The 26400-nt window shown below is 66.5% G+C and carries 31 protein-coding genes and 1 pseudogene; all 32 read left to right on the forward strand.

Annotated features, from left to right (window positions below):
* Positions 1-16 precede the first annotated feature (16 nt).
* The 32 genes and pseudogenes from secE to rpmD all read left to right on the forward strand — a co-directional run bounded on the left by secE (position 17) and on the right by rpmD (position 26398).
* Complete coding sequence (gene secE, locus FPZ22_RS10665; protein WP_144892834.1) at positions 17-400, forward strand: preprotein translocase subunit SecE; 384 nt, start codon at positions 17-19, stop codon at positions 398-400.
* A gap of 18 nt (positions 401-418) precedes the next feature.
* A complete protein-coding gene (gene nusG / locus FPZ22_RS10670) occupies positions 419-991 on the forward strand; it encodes a transcription termination/antitermination protein NusG (protein ID WP_144892836.1) in 573 nt (190 codons plus the stop codon).
* Positions 992-1174: 183 nt separating this feature from the next.
* Positions 1175-1603, forward strand: a complete 429-nt coding sequence (gene rplK, locus FPZ22_RS10675) for a 50S ribosomal protein L11 (RefSeq protein WP_144892837.1) — start codon at positions 1175-1177, stop codon at positions 1601-1603.
* Positions 1604-1607: 4 nt separating this feature from the next.
* On the forward strand, positions 1608-2306 hold the full coding sequence (rplA, locus tag FPZ22_RS10680) for a 50S ribosomal protein L1 (RefSeq protein ID WP_144892839.1): 699 nt from the start codon (positions 1608-1610) through the stop codon (positions 2304-2306).
* A 346-nt stretch (positions 2307-2652) separates the two neighbouring features.
* Complete coding sequence (rplJ, locus tag FPZ22_RS10685; RefSeq protein WP_144892841.1) at positions 2653-3177, forward strand: 50S ribosomal protein L10; 525 nt, start codon at positions 2653-2655, stop codon at positions 3175-3177.
* 65 nt (positions 3178-3242) lie between these two features.
* Positions 3243-3614, forward strand: coding sequence for a 50S ribosomal protein L7/L12 (gene rplL, locus FPZ22_RS10690; RefSeq protein WP_144892843.1), 372 nt, complete (start codon positions 3243-3245; stop codon positions 3612-3614).
* A 230-nt stretch (positions 3615-3844) separates the two neighbouring features.
* A complete protein-coding gene (gene rpoB, locus FPZ22_RS10695) occupies positions 3845-8002 on the forward strand; it encodes a DNA-directed RNA polymerase subunit beta (protein WP_144892845.1) in 4158 nt (1385 codons plus the stop codon).
* An 89-nt stretch (positions 8003-8091) separates the two neighbouring features.
* Positions 8092-12336 carry a DNA-directed RNA polymerase subunit beta' gene (gene rpoC, locus FPZ22_RS10700; protein WP_144892847.1) on the forward strand — a complete coding sequence of 1415 codons (4245 nt, stop codon included), beginning with the start codon at positions 8092-8094 and terminating at the stop codon, positions 12334-12336.
* 349 nt (positions 12337-12685) lie between these two features.
* Positions 12686-13060, forward strand: a complete 375-nt coding sequence (gene rpsL / locus FPZ22_RS10705; RefSeq protein WP_144892849.1) for a 30S ribosomal protein S12 — start codon at positions 12686-12688, stop codon at positions 13058-13060.
* 50 nt (positions 13061-13110) lie between these two features.
* Positions 13111-13578 carry a 30S ribosomal protein S7 gene (gene rpsG, locus FPZ22_RS10710; RefSeq protein ID WP_144892851.1) on the forward strand — a complete coding sequence of 156 codons (468 nt, stop codon included), beginning with the start codon at positions 13111-13113 and terminating at the stop codon, positions 13576-13578.
* Positions 13579-13707: 129 nt separating this feature from the next.
* Positions 13708-15805: pseudogene (gene fusA, locus FPZ22_RS10715) on the forward strand (elongation factor G).
* 51 nt (positions 15806-15856) lie between these two features.
* Complete coding sequence (tuf, locus tag FPZ22_RS10720) at positions 15857-17047, forward strand: elongation factor Tu (RefSeq protein ID WP_144892832.1); 1191 nt, start codon at positions 15857-15859, stop codon at positions 17045-17047.
* 483 nt (positions 17048-17530) lie between these two features.
* Complete coding sequence (rpsJ, locus tag FPZ22_RS10725; protein WP_024891232.1) at positions 17531-17842, forward strand: 30S ribosomal protein S10; 312 nt, start codon at positions 17531-17533, stop codon at positions 17840-17842.
* A gap of 10 nt (positions 17843-17852) precedes the next feature.
* Positions 17853-18506, forward strand: a complete 654-nt coding sequence (gene rplC / locus FPZ22_RS10730; protein WP_144892853.1) for a 50S ribosomal protein L3 — start codon at positions 17853-17855, stop codon at positions 18504-18506.
* 12 nt (positions 18507-18518) lie between these two features.
* Positions 18519-19124 (forward strand): 50S ribosomal protein L4, encoded by a 606-nt coding sequence (gene rplD, locus FPZ22_RS10735; protein WP_144892855.1) that lies wholly within the window; start codon positions 18519-18521, stop codon positions 19122-19124.
* Positions 19121-19420, forward strand: a complete 300-nt coding sequence (gene rplW, locus FPZ22_RS10740) for a 50S ribosomal protein L23 (RefSeq protein WP_144892857.1) — start codon at positions 19121-19123, stop codon at positions 19418-19420. The genes rplD and rplW overlap by 4 nt, the downstream gene beginning before the upstream one ends.
* 10 nt (positions 19421-19430) lie before the next feature.
* The gene (rplB, locus tag FPZ22_RS10745; protein ID WP_144892859.1) at positions 19431-20258 is read left to right on the forward strand and encodes a 50S ribosomal protein L2; all 828 of its coding nucleotides are present in this window, start codon (positions 19431-19433) and stop codon (positions 20256-20258) included.
* Positions 20259-20264: 6 nt separating this feature from the next.
* The gene (gene rpsS, locus FPZ22_RS10750; RefSeq protein WP_144892861.1) at positions 20265-20531 is read left to right on the forward strand and encodes a 30S ribosomal protein S19; all 267 of its coding nucleotides are present in this window, start codon (positions 20265-20267) and stop codon (positions 20529-20531) included.
* A gap of 10 nt (positions 20532-20541) precedes the next feature.
* The gene (rplV, locus tag FPZ22_RS10755) at positions 20542-20877 is read left to right on the forward strand and encodes a 50S ribosomal protein L22 (protein ID WP_144892863.1); all 336 of its coding nucleotides are present in this window, start codon (positions 20542-20544) and stop codon (positions 20875-20877) included.
* 4 nt (positions 20878-20881) lie between these two features.
* Positions 20882-21622, forward strand: a complete 741-nt coding sequence (gene rpsC / locus FPZ22_RS10760) for a 30S ribosomal protein S3 (RefSeq protein WP_144892865.1) — start codon at positions 20882-20884, stop codon at positions 21620-21622.
* 3 nt (positions 21623-21625) lie between these two features.
* Positions 21626-22039, forward strand: coding sequence for a 50S ribosomal protein L16 (rplP, locus tag FPZ22_RS10765; RefSeq protein ID WP_144892867.1), 414 nt, complete (start codon positions 21626-21628; stop codon positions 22037-22039).
* Positions 22039-22224 (forward strand): 50S ribosomal protein L29, encoded by a 186-nt coding sequence (rpmC, locus tag FPZ22_RS10770; RefSeq protein WP_133000743.1) that lies wholly within the window; start codon positions 22039-22041, stop codon positions 22222-22224. The genes rplP and rpmC overlap by 1 nt, the downstream gene beginning before the upstream one ends.
* 13 nt (positions 22225-22237) lie before the next feature.
* Positions 22238-22504, forward strand: coding sequence for a 30S ribosomal protein S17 (rpsQ, locus tag FPZ22_RS10775; protein WP_144892869.1), 267 nt, complete (start codon positions 22238-22240; stop codon positions 22502-22504).
* Positions 22505-22516: 12 nt separating this feature from the next.
* Positions 22517-22885 (forward strand): 50S ribosomal protein L14, encoded by a 369-nt coding sequence (rplN, locus tag FPZ22_RS10780; protein WP_144892871.1) that lies wholly within the window; start codon positions 22517-22519, stop codon positions 22883-22885.
* A gap of 21 nt (positions 22886-22906) precedes the next feature.
* Positions 22907-23221, forward strand: a complete 315-nt coding sequence (rplX, locus tag FPZ22_RS10785) for a 50S ribosomal protein L24 (protein WP_144892873.1) — start codon at positions 22907-22909, stop codon at positions 23219-23221.
* Positions 23222-23231: 10 nt separating this feature from the next.
* Complete coding sequence (rplE, locus tag FPZ22_RS10790) at positions 23232-23774, forward strand: 50S ribosomal protein L5 (RefSeq protein ID WP_144892875.1); 543 nt, start codon at positions 23232-23234, stop codon at positions 23772-23774.
* Positions 23775-23787: 13 nt separating this feature from the next.
* On the forward strand, positions 23788-24093 hold the full coding sequence (gene rpsN, locus FPZ22_RS10795; RefSeq protein WP_144892877.1) for a 30S ribosomal protein S14: 306 nt from the start codon (positions 23788-23790) through the stop codon (positions 24091-24093).
* Positions 24094-24171: 78 nt separating this feature from the next.
* On the forward strand, positions 24172-24567 hold the full coding sequence (rpsH, locus tag FPZ22_RS10800; protein ID WP_144892879.1) for a 30S ribosomal protein S8: 396 nt from the start codon (positions 24172-24174) through the stop codon (positions 24565-24567).
* A 13-nt stretch (positions 24568-24580) separates the two neighbouring features.
* The gene (gene rplF, locus FPZ22_RS10805; protein ID WP_144892881.1) at positions 24581-25108 is read left to right on the forward strand and encodes a 50S ribosomal protein L6; all 528 of its coding nucleotides are present in this window, start codon (positions 24581-24583) and stop codon (positions 25106-25108) included.
* A gap of 31 nt (positions 25109-25139) precedes the next feature.
* Positions 25140-25493: a 50S ribosomal protein L18 gene (rplR, locus tag FPZ22_RS10810; protein WP_144892883.1), complete on the forward strand. Its 354-nt coding sequence runs from the start codon at positions 25140-25142 to the stop codon at positions 25491-25493.
* Positions 25494-25668: 175 nt separating this feature from the next.
* Entirely contained in the window at positions 25669-26208 is a 540-nt protein-coding gene (gene rpsE, locus FPZ22_RS10815) for a 30S ribosomal protein S5 (RefSeq protein ID WP_144892885.1), read from the forward strand.
* Complete coding sequence (rpmD, locus tag FPZ22_RS10820) at positions 26201-26398, forward strand: 50S ribosomal protein L30 (protein ID WP_144892887.1); 198 nt, start codon at positions 26201-26203, stop codon at positions 26396-26398. The genes rpsE and rpmD overlap by 8 nt, the downstream gene beginning before the upstream one ends.
* Positions 26399-26400 lie beyond the last annotated feature (2 nt).

Raw genomic sequence — 26400 nt, forward strand, 5'->3', positions numbered from 1 at the left:
CGAGGGCGATAGCCACTTGAACAGCAGGGTCGAACACACGAGGAACCAGGCTTCGGCGGGCGACATCGCCAAGTACGTGGTCGCTGCCCTGCTGCTGGTCGGCGGGCTGGTCGCGTTCTACTGGTTCGAGGGGCAGTGGCCGATGCCGCTGCGCGTGCTGGCCGTGATCGGAGGCGCGGCCGCCGCGCTGGTGGTCTTCCTGACCAGTGCCAGGGGCCTGCAGACGCGCGAATTCCTGTCCGAAGCGCGCTTCGAACTGCGCAAGGTGGTCTGGCCCACCCGCCAGGAAGCCATGCGCATGAGCTGGGTCGTCATGCTGGTCGTGGTGATCATCAGCCTGCTGCTGGCGGGCATGGACCTGGTCATCCAGTGGGCCATCCGCCTGCTGCTCGGCAACTGACGGAGGCTCTTCAAGTCGATGGAAAGCGAAATCACCAAGCGCTGGTACGTGGTACACGCCTATTCCGGCTTCGAGAAGTCGGTGGCCCAGGCGCTGCGTGACCGCATCGCGCGCATGGGTATGGAGGAGAAGTTCGGCGACGTGATGGTGCCGACCGAGGAAGTGATCGAAATGCGCTCCGGCCAGAAGCGCCGTTCCGAGCGCAAGTTCTTCCCCGGCTACGTCCTCGTCCAGATCGCGACCCGCGACGAAGGCGGGATCCCGCGGATGGACAGCGAGAGCTGGCACCTGGTCAAGGAAACCCCGAAGGTCATGGGCTTCATCGGCGGCACCGCCGCCCAGCCGCTGCCGATCCGCGACGACGAGGCCGATGCCATCCTCGCCCGCGTCCAGGAAGGTGTCGAGAAGCCGCGTCCGAAGGTCCTGTTCGAGGCCGGCCAGATGGTCAGGGTCATCGACGGCCCCTTCAACGACTTCAACGGCGTGGTCGAGGAAGTCAACTACGAGAAGAGCCGCCTGCGCGTGGCCGTGCTCATCTTCGGTCGCTCCACGCCGGTCGAGCTGGAGTTCGGGCAGGTCGAGAAGGCCTGACGCCGCGCCCCTTGGCGGGGAACCCCGGAAGCTGCTACAGTACGCGGCTTCCCGCCCGGATTCCGGGCAGAACGCACTGGCCGCCGCCCTGGCGGCCTTTGCGCGTGACGACGCGATACCGGGACGCGTGTTCATTCCCGGCCCGATGGGGAGCCTGACAGGCGTTCGCACCCGGAGAGGACAATGGCAAAGAAAGTAGTCGGTTACATCAAGCTGCAGGTCAAGGCCGGGCAGGCGAACCCGTCGCCGCCGGTGGGTCCTGCCCTCGGCCAGCGCGGCCTGAACATCATGGAGTTCTGCAAGGCGTTCAACGCCGCCACGCAGAAGCTCGAGCCGGGCCTGCCGACGCCGGTCATCATCACCGCGTACTCCGACCGCACCTTCACCTTCATCACCAAGTCGACCCCGGCCGCGGTGCTGCTGAAGAAGGCTGCCGGCGTGCAGTCCGGCTCCAAGCGCCCGAACACCGAGAAGGTGGGCAAGGTCACCCGCGCCCAGCTGGAGGAGATCGCGAAGATGAAGGAGGCCGACCTCACGGCGGCCGACCTGGACGCGGCGGTACGTACCATCGAGGGCTCCGCCCGCTCGATGGGCCTGGCGGTGGAGGGCTGAGACCATGGCACAGACCAAGCGACAGAAGAACATCAGGGCCGCGACCGTTCCGGGCAAGGCCTATGCCATTGACGAAGCGCTGAAGATCGTCAAGGACAACAGCAAGGCCAAGTTCGTCGAGGCCGTCGACGTGGCCGTGCGCCTGGGTGTCGACGCCCGCAAGTCGGACCAGCAGGTCCGCGGCTCGACCGTGCTGCCCCAGGGCACCGGCAAGAGCGTGCGCGTGGCCGTGTTCGCCCCCGCGGGCGCCAAGGCCGACGAGGCCCTGGCCGCCGGCGCCGACGCCGTGGGCATGGACGACCTGGCCGAGAAGATGCAGGCCGGCGACCTCAGCTACGACGTCGTGATCGCCACCCCGGACGCCATGCGCGTCGTCGGCAAGCTCGGCACCCTGCTCGGCCCGCGCGGCCTGATGCCCAACCCGAAGGTCGGCACCGTGTCGCCGAACCCGGGCGAGGCGGTCAAGAACGCCAAGGGCGGCCAGGTCCGCTACCGCACCGACAAGGCCGGCATCATCCACTGCACCATCGGCAAGGCCGACTTCGAGGCCGAGCGCCTGAAGGAGAACCTGCAGGCGCTTCTGGCGGACCTGGTGAAGGCCAAGCCGGCCACCGCCAAGGGCCAGTACCTGCAGAAGATCTCGGTCAGCTCGACGATGGGCCCCGGCGTCACCGTCGACCAGTCGACGCTGTCGCTCAAGTAATCAAGGTTTTGAGGGCGTCGCCGAGGGCCTCCGGGCCGGACGCGAAGCCGTCAAAGACCGCAGGCGCGGCCTGCGCGGCAACGACGACGGGCAGGGATGCTCGAACTGGCATGGAATCGCCGTCGTTGCCCGGGCAGGTCGCTTAATCCTCGAACCGCGCGAGCGGGGACGGGCCTGCGCAGATGGTTGCCGACCCTCCCAAAGATCAAGGCTTCATCGATCCAGACGGAAAACGGCCACCAACGGGATGCCGCTCGCGGCGTCCCCGGCACCGAAGGACCGGTGTCGCCCAGGACCGGTCCGGTGCGGATGCGCCTGACCGGATTGCGAAGTACGGAGGAATGCAATGGCTCTGAATCTGAACCAGAAGAAGGAAGTCGTTGCCGAACTGGCCGAGGTCGCCGCATCGGCGCACTCGCTGGTTGCCGCGGAGTACGCGGGCCTGACCGTCGAGCAGCTGACCAGCATGCGCAAGCAGGCGCGCGCCGAAGGCGTGTACCTGAAGGTCGCGAAGAACACGCTGGTCTCGCGTGCAGTTGAGAACACCGATTACGCCATCGTCCAGGACGAGCTGACCGGTCCCCTGCTGTACGCCTTCTCGAAGGAAGACCCCGGCGCCGCCGGACGCCTGATCAAGGAGTTCGCCAAGGCGAACGACAAGCTGAAGCCGCGCCTCGTGGCGATCGGCGGGCAGAAGTACCCGGGCACCCACGTGGATGTCCTGGCTTCGCTCCCGACCCGCGACCAGGCGCTGTCGATGCTGCTCAGCGTCATGGTCCAGCCCGCCACCATGCTGGTGCGCGTGCTGGCCGAGCCGGCCTCGCAGGTCGCCCGCGTCACCAACGCGGTCGGCCAGCAGAAGGCCGCCTGAGGCAACAGTTCGGTCGACAGCCGACCACAGACGTTTTCCAACATTAGATAACCAGAGGTATCGAGATGTCCCTTTCCAACGAGCAGATCATCGAAGCGATCAGCAGCAAGACCCTCGTCGAGGTGATGGAGCTGGTCAAGGCGATGGAAGAGAAGTTCGGCGTGTCCGCCGCCGCCCCGGTCGCCGTGGCCGCTGGCCCGGCCGCCGCCGCCGCTCCCGTCGAAGAGCAGACCGAGTTCAACGTCACCCTGAAGTCGGCCGGCGAGAAGAAGGTCGAGGTCATCAAGGTGGTCCGCGCGATCACCGGCCTGGGCCTGAAGGAAGCCAAGGACCTGACCGAGGCCGGTGGCCTCGTGAAGGAAGGCGCTTCGAAGGAAGACGCCGAGAAGATCAAGAAGGACCTGGAAGCGGCCGGCGCCACGGTCGAAGTCAAGTAAGCGTTGTCGCGTCGCCAGTGTGACCGGCGACCACCGGGGCTGGGGGCGAAAGCCCCCGGCCTTCGGCCGTTGTAGCGGCCTGATGTAGAACCGACACCGAGTCGGCAGTTGGAAGTGGCGGGAGAAGGCGTGCTGGTGCCGGCAATACCAGCAACTTCCAACTGGCGGTTCATCGTTCCCCCTGGGTCGCGCCACGCGCGGCCCGCAGATGCCAAAGGCGGTAGCTCCCCATGACGACGATGTATTCGTTCACCGAGAAGAAGCGCATCCGCAAGGACTTCGGCAAGCGCCGTTCGATCCTCGAAGTGCCGTTCCTGCTCGCCATCCAGGTCGACTCGTACCGCGAGTTCCTGCAGGCCGACAGGGATCCGGCGCGCCGCGAGGACCGGGGCCTGCACGCCGCCCTCAAGTCCGTGTTCCCGATCACCAGCTACAACGGCTACGCGGCGCTGGAGTACGTCGGCTACAAGCTCGGCGACCCGGTGTTCGACGAGCGCGAGTGCCGCAATCGCGGCCTCAGCTACGGCGCCCCGCTGCGCGTGACCGTGCGTCTGGTGATCTACGACCGCGAGTCGTCGTCGAAGGCCATCAAGTACGTGAAGGAGCAGGAGGTCTACATGGGCGAGATCCCGCTCATGACCGAGAACGGCACCTTCATCGTCAACGGCACCGAGCGCGTCATCGTCTCCCAGCTGCACCGCTCGCCGGGCGTGTTCTTCGACCACGACCGCGGCAAGACCCACAGCTCGGGCAAGCTGCTGTACAGCGCCCGCATCATCCCTTACCGCGGTTCCTGGCTCGACTTCGAGTTCGACCCCAAGGACGCGCTGTTCACCCGCATCGACCGCCGCCGCAAGCTGCCGGTCAGCGTGCTGCTGCGTGCGCTGGGCTACTCCAACGAGGAGATGCTCCACGAATTCTTCGAGATCAACCACTTCCACATCGATCCCGAGGAAGGCGTGCAGCTGGCGCTGGTGCCCGAGCGCCTGCGCGGCGAAACCCTGGACTTCGACCTGGCCGACGGCGACCGCGTGATCGTCGAGGCCGGGCGCCGCATCACGGCGCGCCACGTCAAGCAGCTGGTCGATTCCGGCATCGAGGCGCTGGCCGTGCCCGATGCGTACCTCGTCGGCCGCATCCTGTCGCATGACGTGGTCGACGCCGCGACGGGCGAGCTCATCGCCTCGGCCAACGACGAGATCACCGACGAGATGCTGGAGGCGCTGCGCAAGGCCGGCGTCGACCACGTGGGCACGATCTGGATCAACGACCTCGATCGCGGCCCCTACCTGTCCAACACCCTGCGCATCGACCCGACCCGGACCCAGCTCGAGGCCCTGGTCGAGATCTACCGCATGATGCGCCCCGGCGAGCCGCCGACCAAGGACGCCGCGCAGAACCTGTTCCACAACCTGTTCTTCACCTTCGAGCGCTACGACCTGTCCGCCGTGGGCCGGATGAAGTTCAACCGCCGCATCGGCCGCAAGGAGACCACGGGCGCGCCGGTGCTCTATGACGCCAAGTACTTCTCCGAGCGCAAGGACGACGATTCGGCGCGCCTGCGCGAGCAGTGCGGAGACAGCTCCGACATCCTCGACGTGCTCAAGGTGCTGACCGAGATCCGCAACGGCCGCGGGGTGGTGGACGACATCGACCACCTCGGCAACCGTCGCGTGCGTTCGGTGGGCGAGATGGCCGAGAACGTGTTCCGCGTCGGCCTGGTGCGCGTCGAGCGCGCCGTGCGCGAGCGCCTGACCATGGCCGAAGCCGATGGCCTGACCCCGCAGGAGCTGATCAACGCCAAGCCGGTCGCGGCGGCGGTGAAGGAGTTCTTCGGTTCGTCGCAGCTGTCGCAGTTCATGGACCAGAACAATCCGCTGTCCGAGGTCACCCACAAGCGCCGCGTCTCTGCGCTCGGCCCGGGCGGCCTGACCCGCGAGCGCGCGGGCTTCGAGGTGCGCGACGTCCATCCGACCCACTACGGACGCGTCTGCACGATCGAGACGCCGGAAGGCCCGAACATCGGCCTGATCAACTCCCTGGCCGTGTTCGCGCGCACCAACGACTACGGCTTCCTCGAGACGCCGTACCGCAAGGTCGTGGATGGCAAGGTCACCGACGAAGTCGAGTTCCTCTCCGCGATCGAGGAGAACGAGTACGTCATCGCGCAGGTGAACGCGCCGCAGGACGAGAAGGGCAGGCTGGACGCTCCGTTCGTCGCCTGCCGCTTCCAGGGCGAAAACCTGCTGAAGCCGCCGAGCGAGATCGACTACATGGACGTCTCGCCGATGCAGACCGTGTCGGTGGCGGCCGCGCTGGTGCCCTTCCTCGAGCACGACGACGCCAACCGCGCCCTGATGGGCGCCAACATGCAGCGCCAGGCCGTGCCGACGCTGAAGAGCGAGAAGCCGCTGGTCGGCACCGGCATCGAGCGCGCCGTGGCGCGCGACTCGGGCGTGACGGTGAATGCGCGCCGCGGCGGCGTGGTCGAGCAGATCGACGCCGGCCGCGTGGTGGTCAAGGTCTTCGACGACGAGATCTCGGGCGAGACCGACGCCGGCGTCGACATCTACAACCTGATCAAGTACACCCGCTCCAACCAGAACACCTGCATCAACCAGACCCCGCTGGTGAAGGTGGGCGACGTGGTGGCGCGCGGCGACGTGCTGGCCGACGGGCCCTCGACCGACATCGGCGAGCTGGCCCTGGGCCAGAACATGCTGGTCGCGTTCATGCCCTGGAACGGCTACAACTTCGAGGACTCGATCCTGCTGTCGGAGCGCGTCGTCAAGGAGGACCGCTACACCACGATCCACATCGAGGAGCTGACCGCGGTCGCCCGCGACACCAAGCTCGGCCCTGAGGAAATCTCGGCCGACATCCCGAACGTCTCCGAGAGCGCGCTCAACCGCCTCGACGAGTCCGGCGTGGTGTACATCGGCGCCGAGGTCCGTGCCGGCGACATCCTGGTCGGCAAGGTCACGCCCAAGGGCGAGAGCCAGCTGACCCCCGAGGAGAAGCTGCTGCGCGCGATCTTCGGCGAGAAGGCGTCCGACGTGAAGGACAGCTCGCTGCGCGTGCCGCCGGGCATGGACGGCACTGTCATCGACGTGCAGGTCTTCACCCGCGACGGCATCGAGAAGGACAAGCGCGCCAAGCAGATCGAAGAGTCCGAGATCAAGCGCGTCAAGAAGGACTTCGACGACCAGTTCCGGATCCTCGAGTCGGCGATCTACGCCCGCCTGCGCGAGCAGCTGCTGGGCAAGGTCGCCAACGGTGGCCCGGGCGTGAAGAAGGGCGACACCGTGTCCTCGCTGGTGCTCGACGGCCTGAAGAAGTCCGACTGGCTGCAGCTGCGCATGAAGGACGACGACGCCGCCGACGCGATCGAGCGCGCCGCCAAGCAGATCCAGGTGCACGAGGAGGAGTTCGAGCGCCGGTTCCAGGACAAGCGCGGCAAGATCACCCAGGGCGACGACCTCGCGCCGGGCGTGCTGAAGATGGTCAAGGTCTACCTGGCGGTGAAGCGCCGCATCCAGCCGGGCGACAAGATGGCCGGCCGCCACGGCAACAAGGGTGTGGTGTCGACCATCGTCCCGGTGGAGGACATGCCCTACATGGCCGACGGCCAGACGGTCGACATCGTCCTGAACCCGCTGGGCGTGCCGAGCCGGATGAACATCGGCCAGATCCTCGAGGTTCACCTGGGCTGGGCGGCCAAGGGCCTGGGCGAGAAGATCGACCGCATGCTGCAGGCCCAGGCCAAGGTGGCCGACCTGCGCAAGTTCCTCGACCAGATCTACAACCACGACAACAAGCTGCACGGCCAGCGCGTCGACCTCAAGCAGTTCTCCGACGGGGAGCTGTTGGAGCTGGCGCGGAACCTGACCAGCGGCGTGCCGATGGCCACCCCGGTGTTCGACGGCGCGGCGGAGGCCGAGATCAAGCACATGCTCGAGCTCGCCGACCTGCCGACCAGCGGCCAGGCGCAGCTGTACGACGGCCGCACCGGAGATGCCTTCGAGCGCAAGGTGACCGTGGGCTACATGCACATGCTGAAGCTCAACCACCTGGTCGACGACAAGATGCACGCGCGCTCGACCGGTCCGTACTCGCTCGTCACCCAGCAGCCGCTGGGCGGAAAGGCGCAGTTCGGCGGCCAGCGCTTCGGCGAGATGGAAGTCTGGGCGCTGGAAGCCTACGGCGCGGCCTACACCCTGCAGGAGATGCTGACGGTGAAGTCCGACGACGTGCAGGGCCGCAACCAGATGTACAAGAACATCGTCGACGGCGAACACGAGATGGTCGCGGGCATGCCCGAGTCCTTCAACGTGCTGGTCAAGGAAATCCGCTCGCTCGCGATCAACATGGAGCTGGAAGAGAACTGAGGACGCAGCCCGGGGCGGGCCGCGCGAGTCGCGCCCGCCACCGGTGAGCACCGCAGCCCCGTCCTCGATTCCCGATCCCGGAGAAACTCATGAAAGACCTTCTGAACCTGTTCAACCAGCAGCGCCCGACGCTCGACTTCGACGCGATCAAGATCGCGCTGGCCTCGCCCGACCTGATCCGTTCGTGGTCGTTCGGCGAAGTGAAGAAGCCCGAGACCATCAACTACCGGACCTTCAAGCCCGAGCGCGACGGCCTGTTCTGCGCCGCCATCTTCGGGCCGGTGAAGGACTACGAGTGCCTGTGCGGCAAGTACAAGCGCATGAAGCACCGCGGCGTGGTCTGCGAGAAGTGCGGCACCGAGGTCACCCTGGCCAAGGTGCGCCGCGAGCGCATGGGTCACATCGACCTGGCCAGCCCCACCGCGCACATCTGGTTCCTCAAGTCGCTGCCCTCGCGCATCGGCCTGATGCTCGACATGACCCTGCGCGACATCGAGCGCATCCTGTACTTCGAGGCCTTCGTGGTCACCGAGCCGGGCCTGACCCCGCTGGAGCGCGGCCAGCTGCTCAACGAAGAGCAGTACATGCAGATGCGCCAGGAGCACCAGGACGACTTCGACGCCGCGATGGGCGCCGAGGCCGTGTTCGATCTGCTGCGTACGATCGACCTGCAGGCCGAGATGGTGAAGCTCAAGGAGGAGATCGCCGCCACCGGCTCCGAGACCAAGCTCAAGCGCCTCACCAAGCGCATCAAGCTCGTGGAAGCGTTCATCGAGTCGGGCAACCGTCCCGAGTGGATGGTCATGACCGTGCTGCCGGTGCTGCCGCCGGACCTGCGCCCGCTGGTGCCGCTGGACGGCGGCCGCTTCGCGACTTCGGACCTGAACGACCTGTACCGCCGCGTCATCAACCGCAACAACCGCCTGCGCCGCCTGCTCGAACTCAACGCGCCCGACATCATCGTGCGCAACGAGAAGCGCATGCTGCAGGAGTCGGTGGATGCGCTGATGGACAACGGCCGTCGCGGCCGCGCCATCACCGGCACCAACAAGCGCCCGCTCAAGTCGCTGGCCGACATGATCAAGGGCAAGCAGGGCCGGTTCCGCCAGAACCTGCTCGGCAAGCGCGTCGACTATTCGGGCCGTTCGGTCATCGTGGTCGGCCCGACCCTGCGCCTGCACGAGTGCGGCCTGCCGAAGAAGATGGCCCTGGAGCTGTTCAAGCCCTTCATCTTCGCCAAGCTGCAGCGCCGCGGCCTGGCCACCACCATCAAGGCGGCCAAGAAGCTCGTCGAGCGCGAAGAGGCGGAGGTCTGGGACATCCTCGAAGAGGTGATCCGCGAGCATCCGGTGCTGCTCAACCGCGCACCGACCCTGCACCGCCTGGGCATCCAGGCGTTCGAGCCGGTGCTGATCGAGGGCAAGGCGATCCAGCTGCACCCGCTGGTCTGCACCGCGTTCAACGCCGACTTCGACGGCGACCAGATGGCCGTGCACGTCCCGCTGAGCCTCGAGGCCCAGCTGGAGGCGCGCGCGCTGATGATGTCGTCGAACAACATCCTTTCGCCCGCCAACGGCGAGCCGATCATCGTGCCCTCGCAGGACGTGGTGCTGGGCCTGTACTACATGACCCGCGCGCTGGAGAACAGCACGGGCGAAGGCATGGCCTTCGCCAACGTGGCCGAGGTCAAGCGCGCCTATGACAACAAGGCCGTGGGCCTGCACGCCAAGGTCAAGGTGCGCATCAGCGAGACGCTGATCGACGAGGCCGGGAACCGCACGGGGAAGACCTCGATCGTGGACACCACGGTCGGGCGCGCGCTGCTGGCCGAGATCCTGCCGGAGGGCCTGCCCTTCGCGCTGGCCAACACCGAACTCAACAAGAAGAACATCAGCCGCCTGATCAACTCCTGCTACCGCATGCTGGGGCTGAAGGACACGGTCGTGTTCGCCGACAAGCTGATGTACACCGGTTTCGCGTACGCCACGCGCGCCGGCGTGTCGATCGGCATCGACGACATGATCATCCCCGAGGAGAAGAAGGGCATCCTCGCCGAGGCCGAGACCGAGGTGCTGGAGATCCAGCAGCAGTACCAGTCGGGTCTGGTGACCGCGGGCGAGCGCTACAACAAGGTGGTCGACATCTGGTCGCGCACCAACGAGCGCGTCGCGCAGGCGATGATGAAGACCATCGGCACAGAGGTGGTCACCAACGCCAAGGGCGAGCAGGTCGAGCAGAAGTCGATGAACTCGGTCTACATCATGGCCGACTCGGGCGCCCGTGGTTCGCAGGCGCAGATCCGCCAGCTGGCCGGCATGCGCGGCCTGATGGCCAAGCCCGACGGCTCGATCATCGAGACCCCGATCACCTCGAACTTCCGCGAGGGCCTGAACGTCCAGCAATACTTCATCTCGACCCACGGCGCCCGAAAGGGCCTCGCGGACACCGCGCTGAAGACCGCGAACTCCGGCTACCTGACCCGCCGCCTGGTCGACGTCGCCCAGGACGTGGTGATCACCGAGACCGACTGCGGCACCCACGACGGTCTGACCATGACCCCGATCGTGGAAGGCGGTGACGTGGTCGAGCCGCTGAAGGATCGCGTGCTGGGCCGCATCGTGGCCGAGGACGTGTTCCTGCCCGGCGACGACGAGGAGCCGGTGGTGACCCGCAACACACTGCTCGACGAAGCCTGGGTGCAGAAGCTCGAGGATGCCGGCGTGCAGGCCATCCAGGTCCGCTCGACCATCACCTGCGAGTCGTCCTTCGGCGTCTGCGCGCACTGCTACGGTCGCGACCTTGGCCGCGGCCACCTGGTCAACCTCGGCGAAGCCGTGGGCGTGGTTGCCGCGCAGTCGATCGGCGAGCCCGGCACCCAGCTGACCATGCGTACGTTCCACATCGGTGGCGCGGCTTCGCGAGCGGCTGCGATCGACAACGTGACGGTGAAGACCACCGGTTCGGTCAAGTTCAACAACGTCAAGTCGGTCGCGCACTCCGACGGTCATCTGGTGGGCGTGTCGCGTTCCGGCGAGATCTCGGTGCTCGACCAGCACGGCCGCGAGCGCGAGCGCTACAAGCTGCCCTACGGTGCGACGATCAACGCCAAGGACGGAATGTCGGTCAAGGCCGGCCAGACGGTCGCCACCTGGGATCCGCACAACCACCCGATCGTGTCGGAAGTGAAGGGCGTGGTGCGCTTCGTCGACTTCGTCGACGGCATCACCGTGATCGAGAAGACCGACGAGCTGACCGGCCTGGCCTCGCGCGAGATCACCGATCCCAAGCGTCGCGGCTCGCAGGGCAAGGACCTGCGCCCGCTGATCCGCATCGTCGACGCCAAGTCCGGCGAGGACCTCAACATCCCCGGCACCGACCTTCCCGCGCAGTACCTGCTGCCGCCGCGCTCGGTGGTGAACATGCAGGACGGCGATCCGGTTGGCGTGGGCGACGTGGTCGCCAAGATCCCGCAGGAAGCCTCCAAGACCCGCGACATCACCGGCGGCCTGCCGCGCGTGGCCGACCTGTTCGAGGCCCGCAAGCCCAAGGACCCGGCGATCCTGGCCGAGAAGTCGGGCGTCGTCAGCTTCGGCAAGGACACCAAGGGCAAGCAGCGCCTGATCATCAAGGGCGTGGATGGCGACGACCACGAGGAGCTGATCCCGAAGTACCGCCAGATCATCGTGTTCGAGGGCGAGCACGTGGAGAAGGGCGAGACCGTGGTGGACGGCGAGCCGAGCCCGCAGGACATCCTGCGCCTGAAGGGTGTCGAGGAGCTGGCGTCGTACCTGACCAAGGAAATCCAGGACGTCTATCGCCTGCAGGGCGTGAAGATCAACGACAAGCACATCGAGGTGATCATTCGCCAGATGCTGCGCAAGGTGGAGATCACCGACGCCGGCGACAGCAGGTTCCTCAACGGCGAACAGGCCGAGCGCCAGCGCGTGATCGAGGAGAATGCGAAGCTCAACGCCAGGAGCGAGCTGCCGGTGCACTTCAATCCGGTGTTGCTGGGCATCACCAAGGCGTCGCTGGCGACCGAGTCGTTCATCTCCGCTGCCTCCTTCCAGGAGACCACCCGCGTGCTGACCGAGGCCGCCGTTCGCGGCACCCGCGACAGCCTGCGCGGCCTCAAGGAGAACGTCATCGTCGGCCGCCTGATCCCGGCAGGCACCGGCCTGGCGTACCATACGCAGCGCCGCAAGAACGCCTCGGGGCTGACAGAGTCCGAGATGGAGACCCTGTCCGCGGTGACCGCGGGCGAGTCCCGGGTCGCGGAAGCCGCGCCGGTCGAGGGGAGCGATGCTTCCCTGGACGGGGGCGCGGAAGGCTGATCCAAGTCAGTGACGGTCCCTCCGGGGACCGTCCCAGATCCCGAAATGAGGTGCCAGGGAGGCGCTTCGTGTTCGGCCCAGGAAGGGCGGGAAAGATGACTGCGGCCCAGGCCGCGCCCCGGACGCCGGGGTGCCGCCTGCCGGGTCCTGGGCGGCGTTGACGCTTGTCGTCGGCGCCGGCTATACTTTTCCGTCTCGGCAGGCCGGGTTGATTCCGCCTGCCTTTAGTTTTCGCGCACGGAACCTGGACGTGCGGCCGGCAGGTCCTCCCGGGCCCGCCACCGAGCCGGGCCCAGGCCCGTTACAACCCAACAGCGGGCCGCGTGCCCGGAGCAGAAGACCGACACCGATGGCAACGATCAACCAGCTTGTGCGCAAGCCGCGCAGCCCGGAAACCTACAAGAGCAACTCGCCCGCGCTGCAGAACTGCCCGCAGCGCCGCGGCGTCTGCACCCGCGTGTACACGACCACGCCGAAGAAGCCGAACTCGGCCCTGCGCAAGGTCGCCAAGGTGCGCCTGACCAACGGCTACGAGGTCATCTCCTACATCGGTGGCGAGGGCCACAACCTGCAGGAGCACTCGGTTGTGCTGATCCGTGGAGGCCGCGTCAAGGACCTGCCGGGCGTGCGTTACCACACCGTCCGCGGCTCGCTCGACGCCGCCGGCGTCGCCAAGCGCAAGCAGGCCCGTTCCAAGTACGGCGCAAAGCGTCCGAAGGGCTGATTCCGGTCCTTTCCCGCCCTTCGAACAGATACTGAAAAGGCACAAGAACAATGTCGCGTAAAGGAAACACCCCGCAGCGCTCCGTGCTGCCCGACCCGAAGCACGGCAGCGAGACCATCGCCCGCTTCATCAACATGGTGATGTACAGCGGCAAGAAGTCGGTCGCCGAGAAGATCGTGTACGGCGCCATGGACGTCATCGGCGAGAGGAATCCGAATCCGCTCGAGGTCGTCGAGAAGGCGCTCGGCAACATCTCGCCGTCGGTCGAGGTGAAGTCCCGCCGCGTCGGTGGCGCCACCTACCAGGTGCCGGTCGAGGTGCGCGCGTCCCGCCGCATGGCGCTGGCGATGCGCTGGCTGATCGACTCCGCCCGCAAGCGCGGCGAGAACAGCATGCCGCGCAAGCTCGCCGCCGAGCTGATCGACGCCTCCGAGAACCGCGGCGGCGCGATCAAGAAGCGCGAAGAGACCCATCGCATGGCCGAGGCCAACAAGGCCTTCGCCCACTACCGCTGGTAACGGCGCCCGGCCGGCGCCTGCCGCCGGCCAGATGATCGCGTAGCCGGGTGCCGCCGCAGGGCGGCATTCGGCCATCCGGAACCATTCCGCAAGTCCGCGTCAGTGGACAAAAAATACAGAGAGACCGCCGTGGCCCGCACCACTCCCATCGACCGCTACCGCAACTTCGGCATCATGGCCCACATCGATGCCGGCAAGACCACCACGTCCGAGCGCATCCTGTTCTACACCGGCAAGAGCCACAAGCTGGGAGAGACCCACGACGGTTCGGCCACCATGGACTGGATGGAGCAGGAGCAGGAGCGCGGCATCACGATCCAGTCCGCGGCCACGACCGCGTTCTGGAAGGGCATGAACAAGGATCTGCCCGAGCACCGCTTCCAACATCATCGACACCCCCGGCCACGTCGACTTCACCATCGAGGTGGAGCGCTCGCTGCGCGTGCTCGACGGCGCCGTGTTCGTGCTCTGCGCGGTCGGCGGCGTCCAGCCGCAGTCGGAGACGGTGTGGCGCCAGGCCAACAAGTACCACGTGCCGCGCATCGCGTTCGTCAACAAGATGGACCGCACCGGCGCCAACTTCTTCAAGGTCCGCGACCAGCTGAAGACCCGCCTGGGCGCGGTGGCCGTGCCGATGCAGATCCCGGTCGGGGCCGAGGACAACTTCGAGGGCGTGGTCGACCTGCTGAAGATGAAGGCGATCCACTGGGACAGCTCGAACCACGGCCTGAGCTTCGAGTACCGGGACATCCCCGCCGACCTGGTCGACCAGGCCAACGAGGCGCGCGCGTTCATGGTCGAGTCCGCCGCCGAGGCCAACGAGGCGCTGATGGACAAGTACCTCGAGTCGGGCGAGCTGACCGAGGAGGAGATCATCGACGGCCTGCGCACGCGCACCCTGGCCACCGAGATCGTGCCGATGTTCTGCGGCTCGGCGTTCAAGAACAAGGGCGTCCAGGCGATGCTCGACGGCGTCGTGAAGCTGCTGCCCTCGCCGGTGGACGTGCCGTCCGTGCGCGGCACCGACGTCGACGACGAGTCGAAGGAGCTCACCCGCGAGTCCAGCGATGACGCTCCGTTCTCGGCGCTGGCGTTCAAGATCATCACCGACCCCTTTGTCGGCTCGCTGACCTTCTTCCGCGTCTACTCCGGCAAGCTCAACGCCGGCGACCAGGTGCTGAACTCGGTCAAGGGCAAGAAGGAGCGTATCGGCCGCCTGCTGCAGATGCACTCCAACAACCGCGAAGAAATCAAGGAAGTGCTGGCCGGCGACATCGCCTCGGCCGTCGGCCTGAAGGACGTCACCACCGGTGACACGCTGTGCTCGCAGGAGCATCCGATCGTGCTCGAGCGCATGGTCTTCCCGGAGCCGGTCATCTCGATGGCCGTCGAGCCGAAGACCAAGTCCGACCAGGAGAAGATGGGCGTCGCCCTCGGCCGCCTGGCGCAGGAAGATCCCTCGTTCCGCGTCCGCACCGACGAGGAGTCCGGGCAGACCATCATCGCCGGCATGGGCGAGCTGCACCTGGACATCATCGTCGACCGCATGAAGCGCGAGTTCAACGTCGAGGCCAACGTCGGCAAGCCGCAGGTCGCGTACCGGGAGACCATCCGCAAGACGGTCAAGTCCGAAGGCAAGTTCGTCCGCCAGTCGGGCGGCAAGGGCCAGTTCGGCCACGTCTGGCTCGAGATCTCGCCGCAGGAGCCGGGTGCCGGCTACGAGTTCGAGAACGCGATCGTCGGCGGCGTGGTGCCGAAGGAGTACATCCCGGCCGTCGACAAGGGCATCCAGGAGGCGGTCGCCAACGGCATCCTCGCCGGCTATCCGATCGTGGACGTCAAGGTGAAGCTGTACGACGGTTCGTACCATGAGGTCGACTCGTCGGAAATGGCGTTCAAGATCGCCGGCTCGATGGGTTTCAAGGAGGGCTTCAGCAGGGCCAGTCCGGTGCTGCTCGAGCCGATCATGAAGGTCGAGATCGTCAGCCCCGAGGACTACCTGGGCGACGTGATGGGCGACGTGAGCCGCCGCCGCGGCATCCTCCAGGGCCAGGACGACAGCCCCTCGGGCAAGATCATCAACGCGATGATCCCGCTGGGCGAGATGTTCGGCTACGCCACCAGCCTGCGCTCGATGTCGCAGGGCCGCGCGACCTTCACCATGGAGTTCGACCATTACGCGGAAGCGCCGGCGAACATCGCCGACGAAGTGGTGAAGAAGAAGTAACCGGCGCCGGCGACGGCAACCAGACCAACCAACTTTCGAGAGACTGCAATCATGGCCAAGGGTAAGTTCGAGCGCACCAAGCCCCACGTGAACGTGGGCACGATCGGTCACGTGGACCACGGCAAGACGACGCTGACGGCGGCGCTGACGAAGATCGGTGCGGAGCGTTTCGGTGGCGAGTTCCACGCCTACGACGCGATCGACAAGGCGCCGGAAGAGAAGGCCCGCGGCATCACGATCTCGACCTCGCACGTGGAGTACGAGAGCCCGACGCGCCACTACGCGCACGTCGACTGCCCGGGCCACGCCGACTACGTCAAGAACATGATCACCGGTGCGGCGCAGATGGACGGCGCGATCCTGGTGTGCTCGGCCGCGGACGGCCCGATGCCGCAGACGCGCGAGCACATCCTGCTGGCCCGTCAGGTCGGCGTGCCGTACATCGTGGTGTTCCTGAACAAGGCCGACATGGTCGACGACGCCGAGCTGATGGAGCTCGTCGAGATGGAAGTGCGCGAGCTGCTGTCGAAGTACGACTTCCCGGGCGACGACACCCCGATCATCAAGGGTTCGGCGCTGAAGGCGCTGGAAGGCGACCAGTCGGAGATCGGCGTTCCGGCGATCATCCAGCTGGTGGACGCGCTGGACACCTGGATCCCGGAGCCGCAGCGCGACGTGGACAAGGCGTTCCTGATGCCGGTGGAAGACGTGTTCTCGATCTCGGGTCGCGGCACGGTGGTGACCGGCCGCATCGAGCGCGGCGTGATCAAGGTGGGCGAGGAAATCGAGATCGTCGGTATCCGCCCGACCCAGAAGACCACGGTCACCGGCGTGGAGATGTTCCGCAAGCTGCTGGACCAGGGCCAGGCGGGCGACAACGCGGGTCTGCTGCTGCGCGGCACCAAGCGTGACGACGTCGAGCGCGGCCAGGTGCTGGCGAAGCCGGGTTCGATCACCCCGCACACCGAGTTCGAGGCCGAGGTGTACGTGCTGTCGAAGGACGAGGGCGGCCGCCACACGCCGTTCTTCAAGGGCTACCGCCCGCAGTTCTACTTCCGTACCACCGACATCACCGGTGCCGTGACCCTGCCGGAAGGCGTGGAGATGGTGATGCCGGGCGACAACGTGAAGATGGTGGTCCAGCTGATCAACCCGATCGCGATGGACGAGGGTCTGCGCTTCGCGATCCGCGAGGGCGGCCGTACGGTCGGCGCGGGCGTCGTCGCCAAGATCATCAAGTAAGGTCGCGTATCCCCGACGGCCCCTGGCCGTCGTGATACGGGTCGCCGTTGATCCGGTCCGCCCAGGGCGGGCCGGATAACGCCGACGGGACCATCGGCCTGCGGCCGACGGTTTTTTTGCTTTTCCGGGGTTGTGCTTCGTCCTGGGAAGCCGCTATAATCGCTGACCACTTCGGCGGAACCCTTCAGGGCTTTCGCCGGAACTGCGAAATGAGGTGCAGGATGCGCCTCGTCTTCGCCAGACAGGGAACACGTCGCGCGGCAGTACCCCGGTCCCTCCCGAAGATTTTCGGGAACCCAGCGGACCAGGGGAATCGTCGCGTTCGCTTCTCCGTCTGGGCGGGCCGGGTGACCGGCCTGCCGCGTTTTTTGCAGGGAAGGTTTCCTGGGACGCAGGGTCGATGTCCCGGGAAGTCATTGAATCCAATGGGGTTCCGCGCACCCAGCCGCGGGCCTGTCGCTCTTTAAACGAAGGAATTCCGTCATGGCGGACCAAAAGATCCGGATCCGGCTGAAGGCGTTCGATCATCGACTGATCGACCGTTCGGCCAGCGAGATCGTCGAAACGGCCAAGCGGACGGGCGCCCAGGTGCGCGGCCCGATCCCCCTGCCGACCAAGATCGAGCGTTACACCATCCTGACGTCGCCGCACGTCGACAAGGATGCGCGTGACCAGTACGAAACCCGCACGCACAAGCGCGTGCTCGACATCGTCGACCCCAACGACAAGACCGTGGACGCGCTGATGAAGCTCGAGCTCGCGGCCGGCGTCGACGTCCAGATCAAGCTGACCTGAGGCCGCTGACATGACTGCGAAGAAGCATTCGCTGGGTATCGTCGGTCGCAAGGCCGGCATGAGCCGGGTGTTCACCGAGGACGGCCAGTCCATCCCGGTGACCCTGATCGAAGCCACCCCAAACCGCATCACCCAGGTGAAGACCAGCGAGACCGACGGCTACAGCGCCGTGCAGGTCGCCGTCGGCAGCAAGCGCGCCGTGCTGGTGAACAAGCCCGAGGCCGGCCATCTGGCCAAGGCCAAGGTCGAGGCGGGTCGTGGCCTTTGGGAATTCCGCGTTGCCGACGACCAGATCGGCGGCTTCGAGGTTGGCGGTGAAGTGAAGGCCGACATCTTCGAAGTGGGCCAGATGGTCGACGTCCAGGGCGTGACCAAGGGCAAGGGCTTCCAGGGCACGGTCAAGCGCTGGAACTTCAGCATGGGCGACGCGACGCACGGCAACTCGCTGTCGCACCGCACGCCGGGCTCGATCGGCCAGCGCCAGACGCCGGGCCGCGTGTTCCCGGGCAAGAAGATGGCCGGTCACATGGGTGCCGTCCGCCAGAGCACGCAGAACCTCGAGGTGGTCCGGGTCGACGCTGAGCGCGGCCTGATCGCCGTCAAGGGTGCGGTTCCGGGCGCGCCGGGCGGAGACGTGATCGTGCGTCCCGCGAGCAAGGCATAAGGAGAGATGGCGATGGAACTCTCTATCACCGGTAGCAGCAACAAGATGTCGGTCTCGGACGTGGTGTTCGGTCGCGAGTTCAACCAGGACCTGGTCCACCAGGTCGTGGTCGCGTACCGCAACGCCGGTCGTGCCGGCACCAAGGCGCAGAAGACGCGCGCGGAAGTGAACGGCACGACCAAGAAGTCGAAGAAGCAGAAGGGCGGCGGCGCGCGTCATGGCGCACTGACGGCCCCGATCTTCGTCGGTGGCGGCGTGACGTTCGCAGCCAAGCCGCGCAGCTTCGACCAGAAGGTCAACCGCAAGATGTACCGCGCGGCGATGGCGGCGATCCTGTCCGAGCTCAACCGCCAGGGCCGGCTGCAGGTCGTCGAGTCCTTCGACGTCGCAGAGACGAAGACCAGCGGCCTGGTGGCGAAGCTCAAGGGCTTCGACCTCGGAAGGCGTCCGCTGATCGTCACCGAGGATGCTTCCGAGCACCTGTACCTGTCCGCGCGCAACCTGCCCTACGTCGAGATCCGCGACGTGCAGGGCCTGGACCCGGTCTCGCTGGTCGGTGCCGACAGCGTGCTGGTCACCGCCGACGCCGTGAAGAAGATCGAGGAGTGGCTGGCATGAACGACGCCAAGCTCTATGCACTGATCCGTGCGCCGCGCGTGTCCGAGAAGACGGCGCGCCTGCAGGAAGTGTCCAACCAGTACGCGTTCGAAGTGTCGACCGATGCCACCAAGGCCGACATCAAGTTCGCGGTCGAGAAGCTGTTCGACGTCAAGGTCGAGGCCGTCAACGTGGTCAACGTGAAGGGCAAGAACAAGTCCTTCCGCAACCGTGCGGGTCGCCGCGGCGACTGGCGCAAGGCCTACGTGAAGCTGGCCGACGGCCAGTCGATCGACGTCATGAACGCCAAGGCCTGAGGAAGACCCCATGCCACTGATGAAATTCAAGCCCACCTCCGCCGGTCGCCGCAGCGCGGTCCGCGTGGTCGCTCCGGAGCTGCACAAGGGTGCGCCGTACGCGCCGCTGGTCGAGAAGCAGAGCAGGAGCGGCGGCCGCAACCACCACGGCCGGATCACCACCCGCCACATCGGCGGTGGCCACAAGCAGCACTACCGGATCATCGACTTCAAGCGCGACAAGGAAGGCATCCCGGCGCGCGTGGAGCGGATCGAGTACGACCCCAACCGCACCGCGCACATCGCGCTGCTGGTCTACGTCGACGGCGAGCGCCGCTACATCATCGCGCCGAAGGGCCTGAAGGCCGGCGACCAGGTGATCGCGGGCAACGACGCCCCGATCCGTGCCGGCAACACCCTGCCGCTGCGCAACATCCCGGTGGGTTCCACCGTGCACTGCATCGAGATGAAGCCGGGCAAGGGCGCCCAGCTCGCCCGCGCCGCCGGCGCAGGCGTGCAGCTGGTGGCCCGCGAGGGCGTCTACGCCACGCTCCGCCTGCGTTCGGGCGAGATGCGCCGCGTGCCGGCCGAATGCCGCGCGACCATCGGCGAGGTCGGCAACGTCGAACACAACCTGCAGAAGCTGGGCAAGGCGGGCGCGAAGCGCTGGCGCGGCATCAAGCCGACCGTGCGCGGCGCCGCCATGAACCCGGTCGACCACCCGCACGGCGGCGGCGAGGCCAAGGCCGGCCAGGGCAACCCGCATCCGGTCACCCCGTGGGGCGTCCCGACCAAGGGCTACAAGACCCGCCACAACAAGCGGACGCAGCAGTTCATCGTGCGCGACCGCAGGAGCTAACCGACCATGGCACGTTCACTCAAGAAGGGTCCGTTCGTCGACCACCACCTCGTCAAGAAGGTGGAAGCGGCGGGCAACACCAAGCGCCCGATCAAGACCTGGTCGCGCCGTTCGATGGTGCTGCCCGAGATGGTCGGTTTCACCATCGCCGTGCACAACGGCCGCAACCACGTTCCGGTGCTCGTCAACGAGAACATGGTCGGCCACAAGCTCGGCGAGTTCGCCATGACCAGGACCTTCAAGGGTCATGGCGGCGACAAGAAGTCGCGTTGAGGAGATGACGATGGAAGCGAAGGCAATCCTGCGCACCGCGCGCATCTCCCCGCAGAAGGCGCGCCTGGTCGCCGACCAGGTCCGTGGCCTGTCGGCCGCTCGCGCCCTCGACCTGCTGAAGTTCAGCGACAAGAAGGCCGCGCACATGATCTACAAGGTCGTGTACTCGGCCACGTCGAACGCCGAGAACAATCTCGGTGCCGACGTCGACGAGCTCAGGGTCAAGGCGATCATGGTCGACGAAGGCCCGACGCTGAAGCGCTTCATGGCGCGCGCCAAGGGCCGCGGCACGCGCATCCTCAAGCGCACCAGCCACATCACCGTCGTTGTCGGCGAGGGGAAGTAAGCATATGGGTCACAAAGTTCACCCCACCGGCATCCGCCTCGGCATCGCCAAGGACTGGAACTCGAAGTGGTACGCCGGCAAGAAGGAATACGCCGAGTACCTGGCCTCGGACCTGAAGGTCCGCGACATGCTCCGCAAGAAGCTGGCCGCGGCCGGTATCAGCCGGATCATGATCGAGCGTCCGTCGAAGTCGGCCCGCGTCACCATCCACACCGCCCGCCCGGGCGTGGTGATCGGCAAGCGCGGCGAGGACATCGAGAAGCTGCGCAAGGAAGTGAGCCAGATGATGGGCGTCCCGGCGCACATCAACGTCACCGAGGTCCGCAAGCCCGAGCTCGACGCGCAGCTGGTCGCCGAGTCGATCGCGCAGCAGCTCGAGCGCCGCATCATGTTCCGCCGCGCGATGAAGCGCGCCGTCGGCAACGCGATGCGCCTGGGCGCGCTGGGCATCAAGGTCAACGTGGCCGGCCGCCTTAACGGCGCCGAGATCGCGCGCTCGGAGTGGTATCGCGAGGGTCGCGTGCCGCTGCACACGCTGCGCGCCGACGTCGACTACGGCTTCGCCGAGGCCCGCACGACCTACGGCATCATCGGAATCAAGACCTGGATCTACAAGGGCGAGATCTTCGACTTCGCCCAGGTCGGCCAGGAGAAGCAGGACGATTCGCCGCGTGGCGAGCGTGGCGACCGCGGTGACCGCGAGCGCCCGCGTGGCCCGCGCCGTGATCGCGAGGCGAGGGACTAAGTCATGCTGCAACCCAAGCGAACCAAATACCGCAAGATGCACAAGGGCCGCAACGAAGGCCTGTCGTGGAGCGCGAACGCCGTCAGCTTCGGCGAGTACGGCCTGAAGGCCACGGCCACCGGCCAGCTGACTGCCCGCCAGATCGAAGCCGCCCGCCGTGCCATCAGCCGCCATGTGAAGCGCGGTGGCAAGATGTGGATCCGTGTCTTCCCGGACAAGCCGATCAGCAAGAAGCCGATCGAGGTCCGCATGGGCTCGGGCAAGGGCAACGTGGAGTACTGGGTGGCCCAGATCCAGCCCGGCCGCATGATCTACGAGATCGAGGGCGTCGACGAGGCGACTGCGCGCGAGGCGTTCCGCCTGGCCGCTGCCAAGCTTTCGGTCACCACCACTTTCGTGACCCGGACGGTGCGCTGATGGACATCAAGGAACTCCGCCAGAAGTCTTCGGACGAACTGAAGGCGCACCTGCTCGAGCTGCAGAAGGAGCAGTTCTCGCTGCGCATGCAGAAGGCGACCGGCCAGCTCGCCAAGACCCACGACGCCCGTCGGGTGCGCCGCGAGATCGCTCGCGTCAACACCCTCCTCGGCGCGAAGCAGTAAGGACCGGGCAGACATGACCGAAAACACCGAGAAGAAGCTGCGCACGGTCGAAGGCCGCGTCGTCAGCAACAAGATGGACAAGACCGTGACGGTGCTCGTCGAGCGCCAGGTCAAGCACGCGCTGTACGGCAAGTACATCCGCCGCTCGACCAAGCTGCACGCGCACGACGCCGACAACTCCTGCAACGAGGGCGACACCGTCCGCGTGGTGGAGATCGCGCCGATGTCCAAGACCAAGAACTGGCGCGTCGTCGAGATCGTCGCGCGCGCGGCTGAATAAGGAGGCTCCGAAATGATCCAGATGCAGAGCCACCTGGGCGTGGCCGACAACTCCGGCGCCAAGGAAGTGATGTGCATCAAGGTGCTGGGCGGCTCGAAGCGCCGTTACGCCGGCATCGGCGACATCATCAAGGTGTCCGTGAAGGACGCCATTCCGCGCGGCAAGGTCAAGAAGGGCGAGATCTACGACGCCGTCGTGGTGCGCACCCGCAAGGGCGTGCGTCGCGCCGACGGCTCGCTGATCCGCTTCGACGGCAACGCCGCCGTGCTGCTCAACAACAAGCAGGAGCCGATCGGCACCCGCATCTTCGGGCCCGTGACCCGCGAGCTGCGCTCCGAGAAGTTCATGAAGATCGTCTCGCTCGCACCCGAAGTGCTCTGAGCCCGACGAAGAGGAAAACACATGAACCGCATCAAGAAAGGTGACCGCGTGATCGTCACCGCCGGCAAGGACAAGGGCAAGCAGGGCGAAATTGTCCGGGTGCTCGGCGAGAAGGTCGTCGTGTCCAACGTCAACATCGTCAAGCGCCACACCAAGCCGAATCCCCAGGCCAACCAGCCGGGCGGCGTGATCGAGCGCGAGGCGCCGATCGATGCTTCGAACGTGATGCACTTCAACCCTGCCAGCGGCAAGGGCGAGCGCATCGGAACCAAGGTCCTCGAGGATGGACGCCGCGTACGCGTGTTCCGCTCGAGCGGTGAGGCGATCGACGCCTGAGGAATGTGAAATGACCACCCGTCTGGAAAAGTTCTACAAGGAAGAAGTGGTGCCGAAGCTCACCGAGCAGTTCGGCTACACCAATCCGATGCAGGTGCCGCGTCTGGTGAAGATCACGCTCAACATGGGCGTGGGCGAGGCCGCGGCCAACAAGAAGATCCTCGAGAACGCCACCGCCGACATGGCGAAGATCTCCGGCCAGAAGCCTCTGGTCACGAAGTCGCGCGTGTCGGTGGCCTCGTTCAAGATCCGCGACGGCTGGCCGATCGGCTGCAAGGTCACGCTGCGCCGTGCGCACATGTACGAGTTCTTCGACCGCCTGGTCAACATCGCGCTGCCGCGCGTCCGCGACTTCCGCGGCGTGTCCGGCCGCTCGTTCGACGGCCGCGGCAACTACAACATGGGCGTCAAGGAGCAGATCATCTTCCCGGAGATCGACTTCGACCAGGTCGACGCGCTGCGTGGCATGGACATCGCCATCACCACCACCGCCAAGACCAACGAGGAAGCCCGCGCCCTGCTCGAGGCGTTCCGCTTCCCGTTCCGCAACTGACCGGAAAAAGATTATGGCCAAGACCTCAATGATCAACCGCGAAGTGAAGCGCGCGAAGCTGGCGAAGAAGTATGCCGCCAGGCGCGAGGCACTGAAGAAGATCGTCAGCAGCGAGTCGGCGAGCTACGAGGAGAAGATGGACGCGGCGGTGAAGCTGCAGAAGCTTCCGCGTGACTCGTCGCCCTCGCGCCAGACCACGCGTTGCGCCCTGACCGGCCGCCCGCGCGCCGTGTACAGCAAGTTCGGCCTGGGCCGCAACAAGCTGCGCGAAGCCACCATGCGTGGCGACGTGCCCGGCCTGCGCAAGGCCAGCTGGTAACAGCGACACGCCGGCCCCGGGCCGGCTTCAACGAATTCGCAATCCCGCGGATATCGGTGCACTCAAAGGTAACAATCAATGAGCATGACTGATCCCATCGCCGATATGCTGACCCGCATGCGCAATGCGGCGGCGGTCGGCAAGCCGACGGTGAAGATGCCGTCCTCCAGGACCAAGGTGGCGATCGCCAAGGTGCTGCAGGACGAAGGCTACATCGCCGGTTCGCGCGTGACCGAGAACGGCGCCAAGGCCGAGCTCGAGATCGAGCTGAAGTACTACGAGGGCCGCCCGGTCATCGAGCGCATGCAGCGCGTCTCGCGCTCGGGCCTGCGCCAGTACCGTGGCAAGTCCGAACTGCCGAAGGTCCTCAACGGCCTCGGTATCGCCATCATCTCCACCTCGAAGGGCATCATGACCGATGCGCAGGCGCGCCAGCAGGGCGTCGGCGGCGAGGTCCTGTGCTTCGTGGCCTAAGGGAGTAAACGCAATGTCCCGAATTGCCAAGAAGCCGATCGCCCTGCCAAAGGGCGTCGAGCTGAAGATCCAGGACGGCACCATCGCCGCCAAGGGCCCGAAGGGCAGCCTGACCATGGCGATGCCGGCCGGCGTCGAGTCCCGCATCGAGGACGGCCAGGCCGTGCTGTCGCCCGCGACCCCGGCCGACATGGCGATCACCGGCACCATGCGCTCGGTCATCGCCAACATGGTCCAGGGCGTCGCCCAGGGCTTCGAGCGCAAGCTCGAGCTGGTCGGCGTCGGCTATCGCGCCGCCATGCAGGGCCAGGACCTGAACCTGTCGCTGGGCTTCTCCCATCCGGTGCTGTTCAAGGCGCCGGCGGGAATCACCATCAGCACGCCGACCCAGACCGAGATTCTGGTCGCGGGCGCCGACAAGCAGGTGGTCGGCGAGGTCGCCGCGAAGATCCGCGGCTACCGCCCGCCGGAGCCGTACAAGGGCAAGGGCGTCAAGTACGCCGGCGAGAACATCATCCGCAAGGAAGCCAAGAAGGCCTGATCAGGCCGTTCAGCTTCCGGAGAACGAGACCATGCAGAAGAAGATTGCCCGCCTGCGCCGCGCGAAGTCCACGCGTGCGCACATCCGCGAACTGGGCGTGCCGCGCCTGTCGGTGCTGCGCACCGGCCAGCACCTGTACGCCCAGGTGTTCACCGCCGACGGCTCGAAGGTGCTGGCCGCCGCCAGCACGACCCAGGCCGAGGTCGGCGAGGGCCTGAAGAACCGCAACAACATCGAGGCCGCCGCCAAGGTCGGTCGAGCGATCGCCGAGAAGGCCAGGGCCGCCGGGATCGACGCGGTTGCCTTCGACCGCTCCGGTTACAGGTATCATGGCCGCATCAAGGCCCTGGCCGACGCCGCGCGCGAAGGCGGCCTGCAGTTCTGAGCATCACCGCGACACGTTGAAAGGGCGGGGCCACGGCCCCACCCATTGCCACCTGCCGATGCGGGCTGCATCGGACGCCGACCGGCTTCTGCCCGGGACCGCGGTCCACCGGACCATCCAACAACCATAAGCGGCGACACGCCGTACATCCCTCAACAGCACAGGCAGCATCGAGATGGCAGAAGAACGCGCCCCGCGCGGTCGTGACCGCGACCGCAACCGCGAGGAAATCGACGACGGCATGATCGAGAAGCTGATCGCGGTCAACCGCGTCAGCAAGACGGTCAAGGGTGGCCGCCAGTTCACCTTCACCGCGCTGACCGTCGTCGGCGACGGCGCCGGCAAGGTCGGCTTCGGCTACGGCAAGGCCCGCGAGGTCCCGGTCGCCATCCAGAAGTCGATGGAGCAGGCCCGCCGCAACATGTCCACCGTCGAGCTCAACGGCGGCACCCTGTACCACACCGTGAAGGCCGGCCACGGCGCCGCCCGCGTGTTCATGCAGCCCGCTTCCGAGGGTACCGGCGTGATCGCCGGTGGCGCCATGCGCGCCGTCCTCGAGGCCGTGGGCGTGAAGGACGTGCTGGCCAAGGCCGTCGGTTCGCGCAACCCGATCAACCTCGTCCGCGCCACGGTCAAGGGCCTGGCCGGCATGCACTCGCCTGGCGCCATCGCCGCCAAGCGCGGCAAGAAGGTGGAGGAGATCCTCAATGGCTAAGAACGAAGCCGGCACCGGCACCGTCAAGGTGCGCCTGGTCAAGGGCCTGCGCGGCTCGCAGGCCAAGCACCGCCTGTCCGTCAAGGCCCTGGGCCTGGGCAAGCTCAACTCCGTCCGTGAACTCAAGGACAGCCCGCAGGTCCGTGGACTGATCAACAAGGTCCATTACCTGGTCAGGGTCGAGGAATAAGC

The sequence above is a fragment of the Luteimonas granuli genome, assembly GCF_007795095.1.
Taxonomy (GTDB): Bacteria; Pseudomonadota; Gammaproteobacteria; order Xanthomonadales; family Xanthomonadaceae; genus Luteimonas; species Luteimonas granuli.

Coding starts and splice junctions, on each gene's coding strand:
- rplX (WP_144892873.1), top strand. CDS start 22,907: ATGAACCGCATCAAGAAAGGTGACCGCGTGATCGTCACCGCCGGCAAG.
- rplW (WP_144892857.1), top strand. CDS start 19,121: ATGAACGACGCCAAGCTCTATGCACTGATCCGTGCGCCGCGCGTGTCC.
- tuf (WP_144892832.1), top strand. CDS start 15,857: ATGGCCAAGGGTAAGTTCGAGCGCACCAAGCCCCACGTGAACGTGGGC.
- rplR (WP_144892883.1), top strand. CDS start 25,140: ATGCAGAAGAAGATTGCCCGCCTGCGCCGCGCGAAGTCCACGCGTGCG.
- rpsG (WP_144892851.1), top strand. CDS start 13,111: ATGTCGCGTAAAGGAAACACCCCGCAGCGCTCCGTGCTGCCCGACCCG.
- rpsQ (WP_144892869.1), top strand. CDS start 22,238: ATGACCGAAAACACCGAGAAGAAGCTGCGCACGGTCGAAGGCCGCGTC.
- rpsL (WP_144892849.1), top strand. CDS start 12,686: ATGGCAACGATCAACCAGCTTGTGCGCAAGCCGCGCAGCCCGGAAACC.
- rplL (WP_144892843.1), top strand. CDS start 3,243: ATGTCCCTTTCCAACGAGCAGATCATCGAAGCGATCAGCAGCAAGACC.
- rplK (WP_144892837.1), top strand. CDS start 1,175: ATGGCAAAGAAAGTAGTCGGTTACATCAAGCTGCAGGTCAAGGCCGGG.
- rplV (WP_144892863.1), top strand. CDS start 20,542: ATGGAAGCGAAGGCAATCCTGCGCACCGCGCGCATCTCCCCGCAGAAG.
- rpsE (WP_144892885.1), top strand. CDS start 25,669: ATGGCAGAAGAACGCGCCCCGCGCGGTCGTGACCGCGACCGCAACCGC.
- rplF (WP_144892881.1), top strand. CDS start 24,581: ATGTCCCGAATTGCCAAGAAGCCGATCGCCCTGCCAAAGGGCGTCGAG.
- rplC (WP_144892853.1), top strand. CDS start 17,853: ATGACTGCGAAGAAGCATTCGCTGGGTATCGTCGGTCGCAAGGCCGGC.
- rplJ (WP_144892841.1), top strand. CDS start 2,653: ATGGCTCTGAATCTGAACCAGAAGAAGGAAGTCGTTGCCGAACTGGCC.
- rplD (WP_144892855.1), top strand. CDS start 18,519: ATGGAACTCTCTATCACCGGTAGCAGCAACAAGATGTCGGTCTCGGAC.
- rpsN (WP_144892877.1), top strand. CDS start 23,788: ATGGCCAAGACCTCAATGATCAACCGCGAAGTGAAGCGCGCGAAGCTG.
- rpsC (WP_144892865.1), top strand. CDS start 20,882: ATGGGTCACAAAGTTCACCCCACCGGCATCCGCCTCGGCATCGCCAAG.
- rplE (WP_144892875.1), top strand. CDS start 23,232: ATGACCACCCGTCTGGAAAAGTTCTACAAGGAAGAAGTGGTGCCGAAG.
- rplA (WP_144892839.1), top strand. CDS start 1,608: ATGGCACAGACCAAGCGACAGAAGAACATCAGGGCCGCGACCGTTCCG.
- rplP (WP_144892867.1), top strand. CDS start 21,626: ATGCTGCAACCCAAGCGAACCAAATACCGCAAGATGCACAAGGGCCGC.
- rplB (WP_144892859.1), top strand. CDS start 19,431: ATGCCACTGATGAAATTCAAGCCCACCTCCGCCGGTCGCCGCAGCGCG.
- rpmD (WP_144892887.1), top strand. CDS start 26,201: ATGGCTAAGAACGAAGCCGGCACCGGCACCGTCAAGGTGCGCCTGGTC.
- rplN (WP_144892871.1), top strand. CDS start 22,517: ATGATCCAGATGCAGAGCCACCTGGGCGTGGCCGACAACTCCGGCGCC.
- rpoB (WP_144892845.1), top strand. CDS start 3,845: ATGACGACGATGTATTCGTTCACCGAGAAGAAGCGCATCCGCAAGGAC.
- rpsS (WP_144892861.1), top strand. CDS start 20,265: ATGGCACGTTCACTCAAGAAGGGTCCGTTCGTCGACCACCACCTCGTC.
- rpsJ (WP_024891232.1), top strand. CDS start 17,531: ATGGCGGACCAAAAGATCCGGATCCGGCTGAAGGCGTTCGATCATCGA.
- rpoC (WP_144892847.1), top strand. CDS start 8,092: ATGAAAGACCTTCTGAACCTGTTCAACCAGCAGCGCCCGACGCTCGAC.
- nusG (WP_144892836.1), top strand. CDS start 419: ATGGAAAGCGAAATCACCAAGCGCTGGTACGTGGTACACGCCTATTCC.
- rpsH (WP_144892879.1), top strand. CDS start 24,172: ATGAGCATGACTGATCCCATCGCCGATATGCTGACCCGCATGCGCAAT.
- rpmC (WP_133000743.1), top strand. CDS start 22,039: ATGGACATCAAGGAACTCCGCCAGAAGTCTTCGGACGAACTGAAGGCG.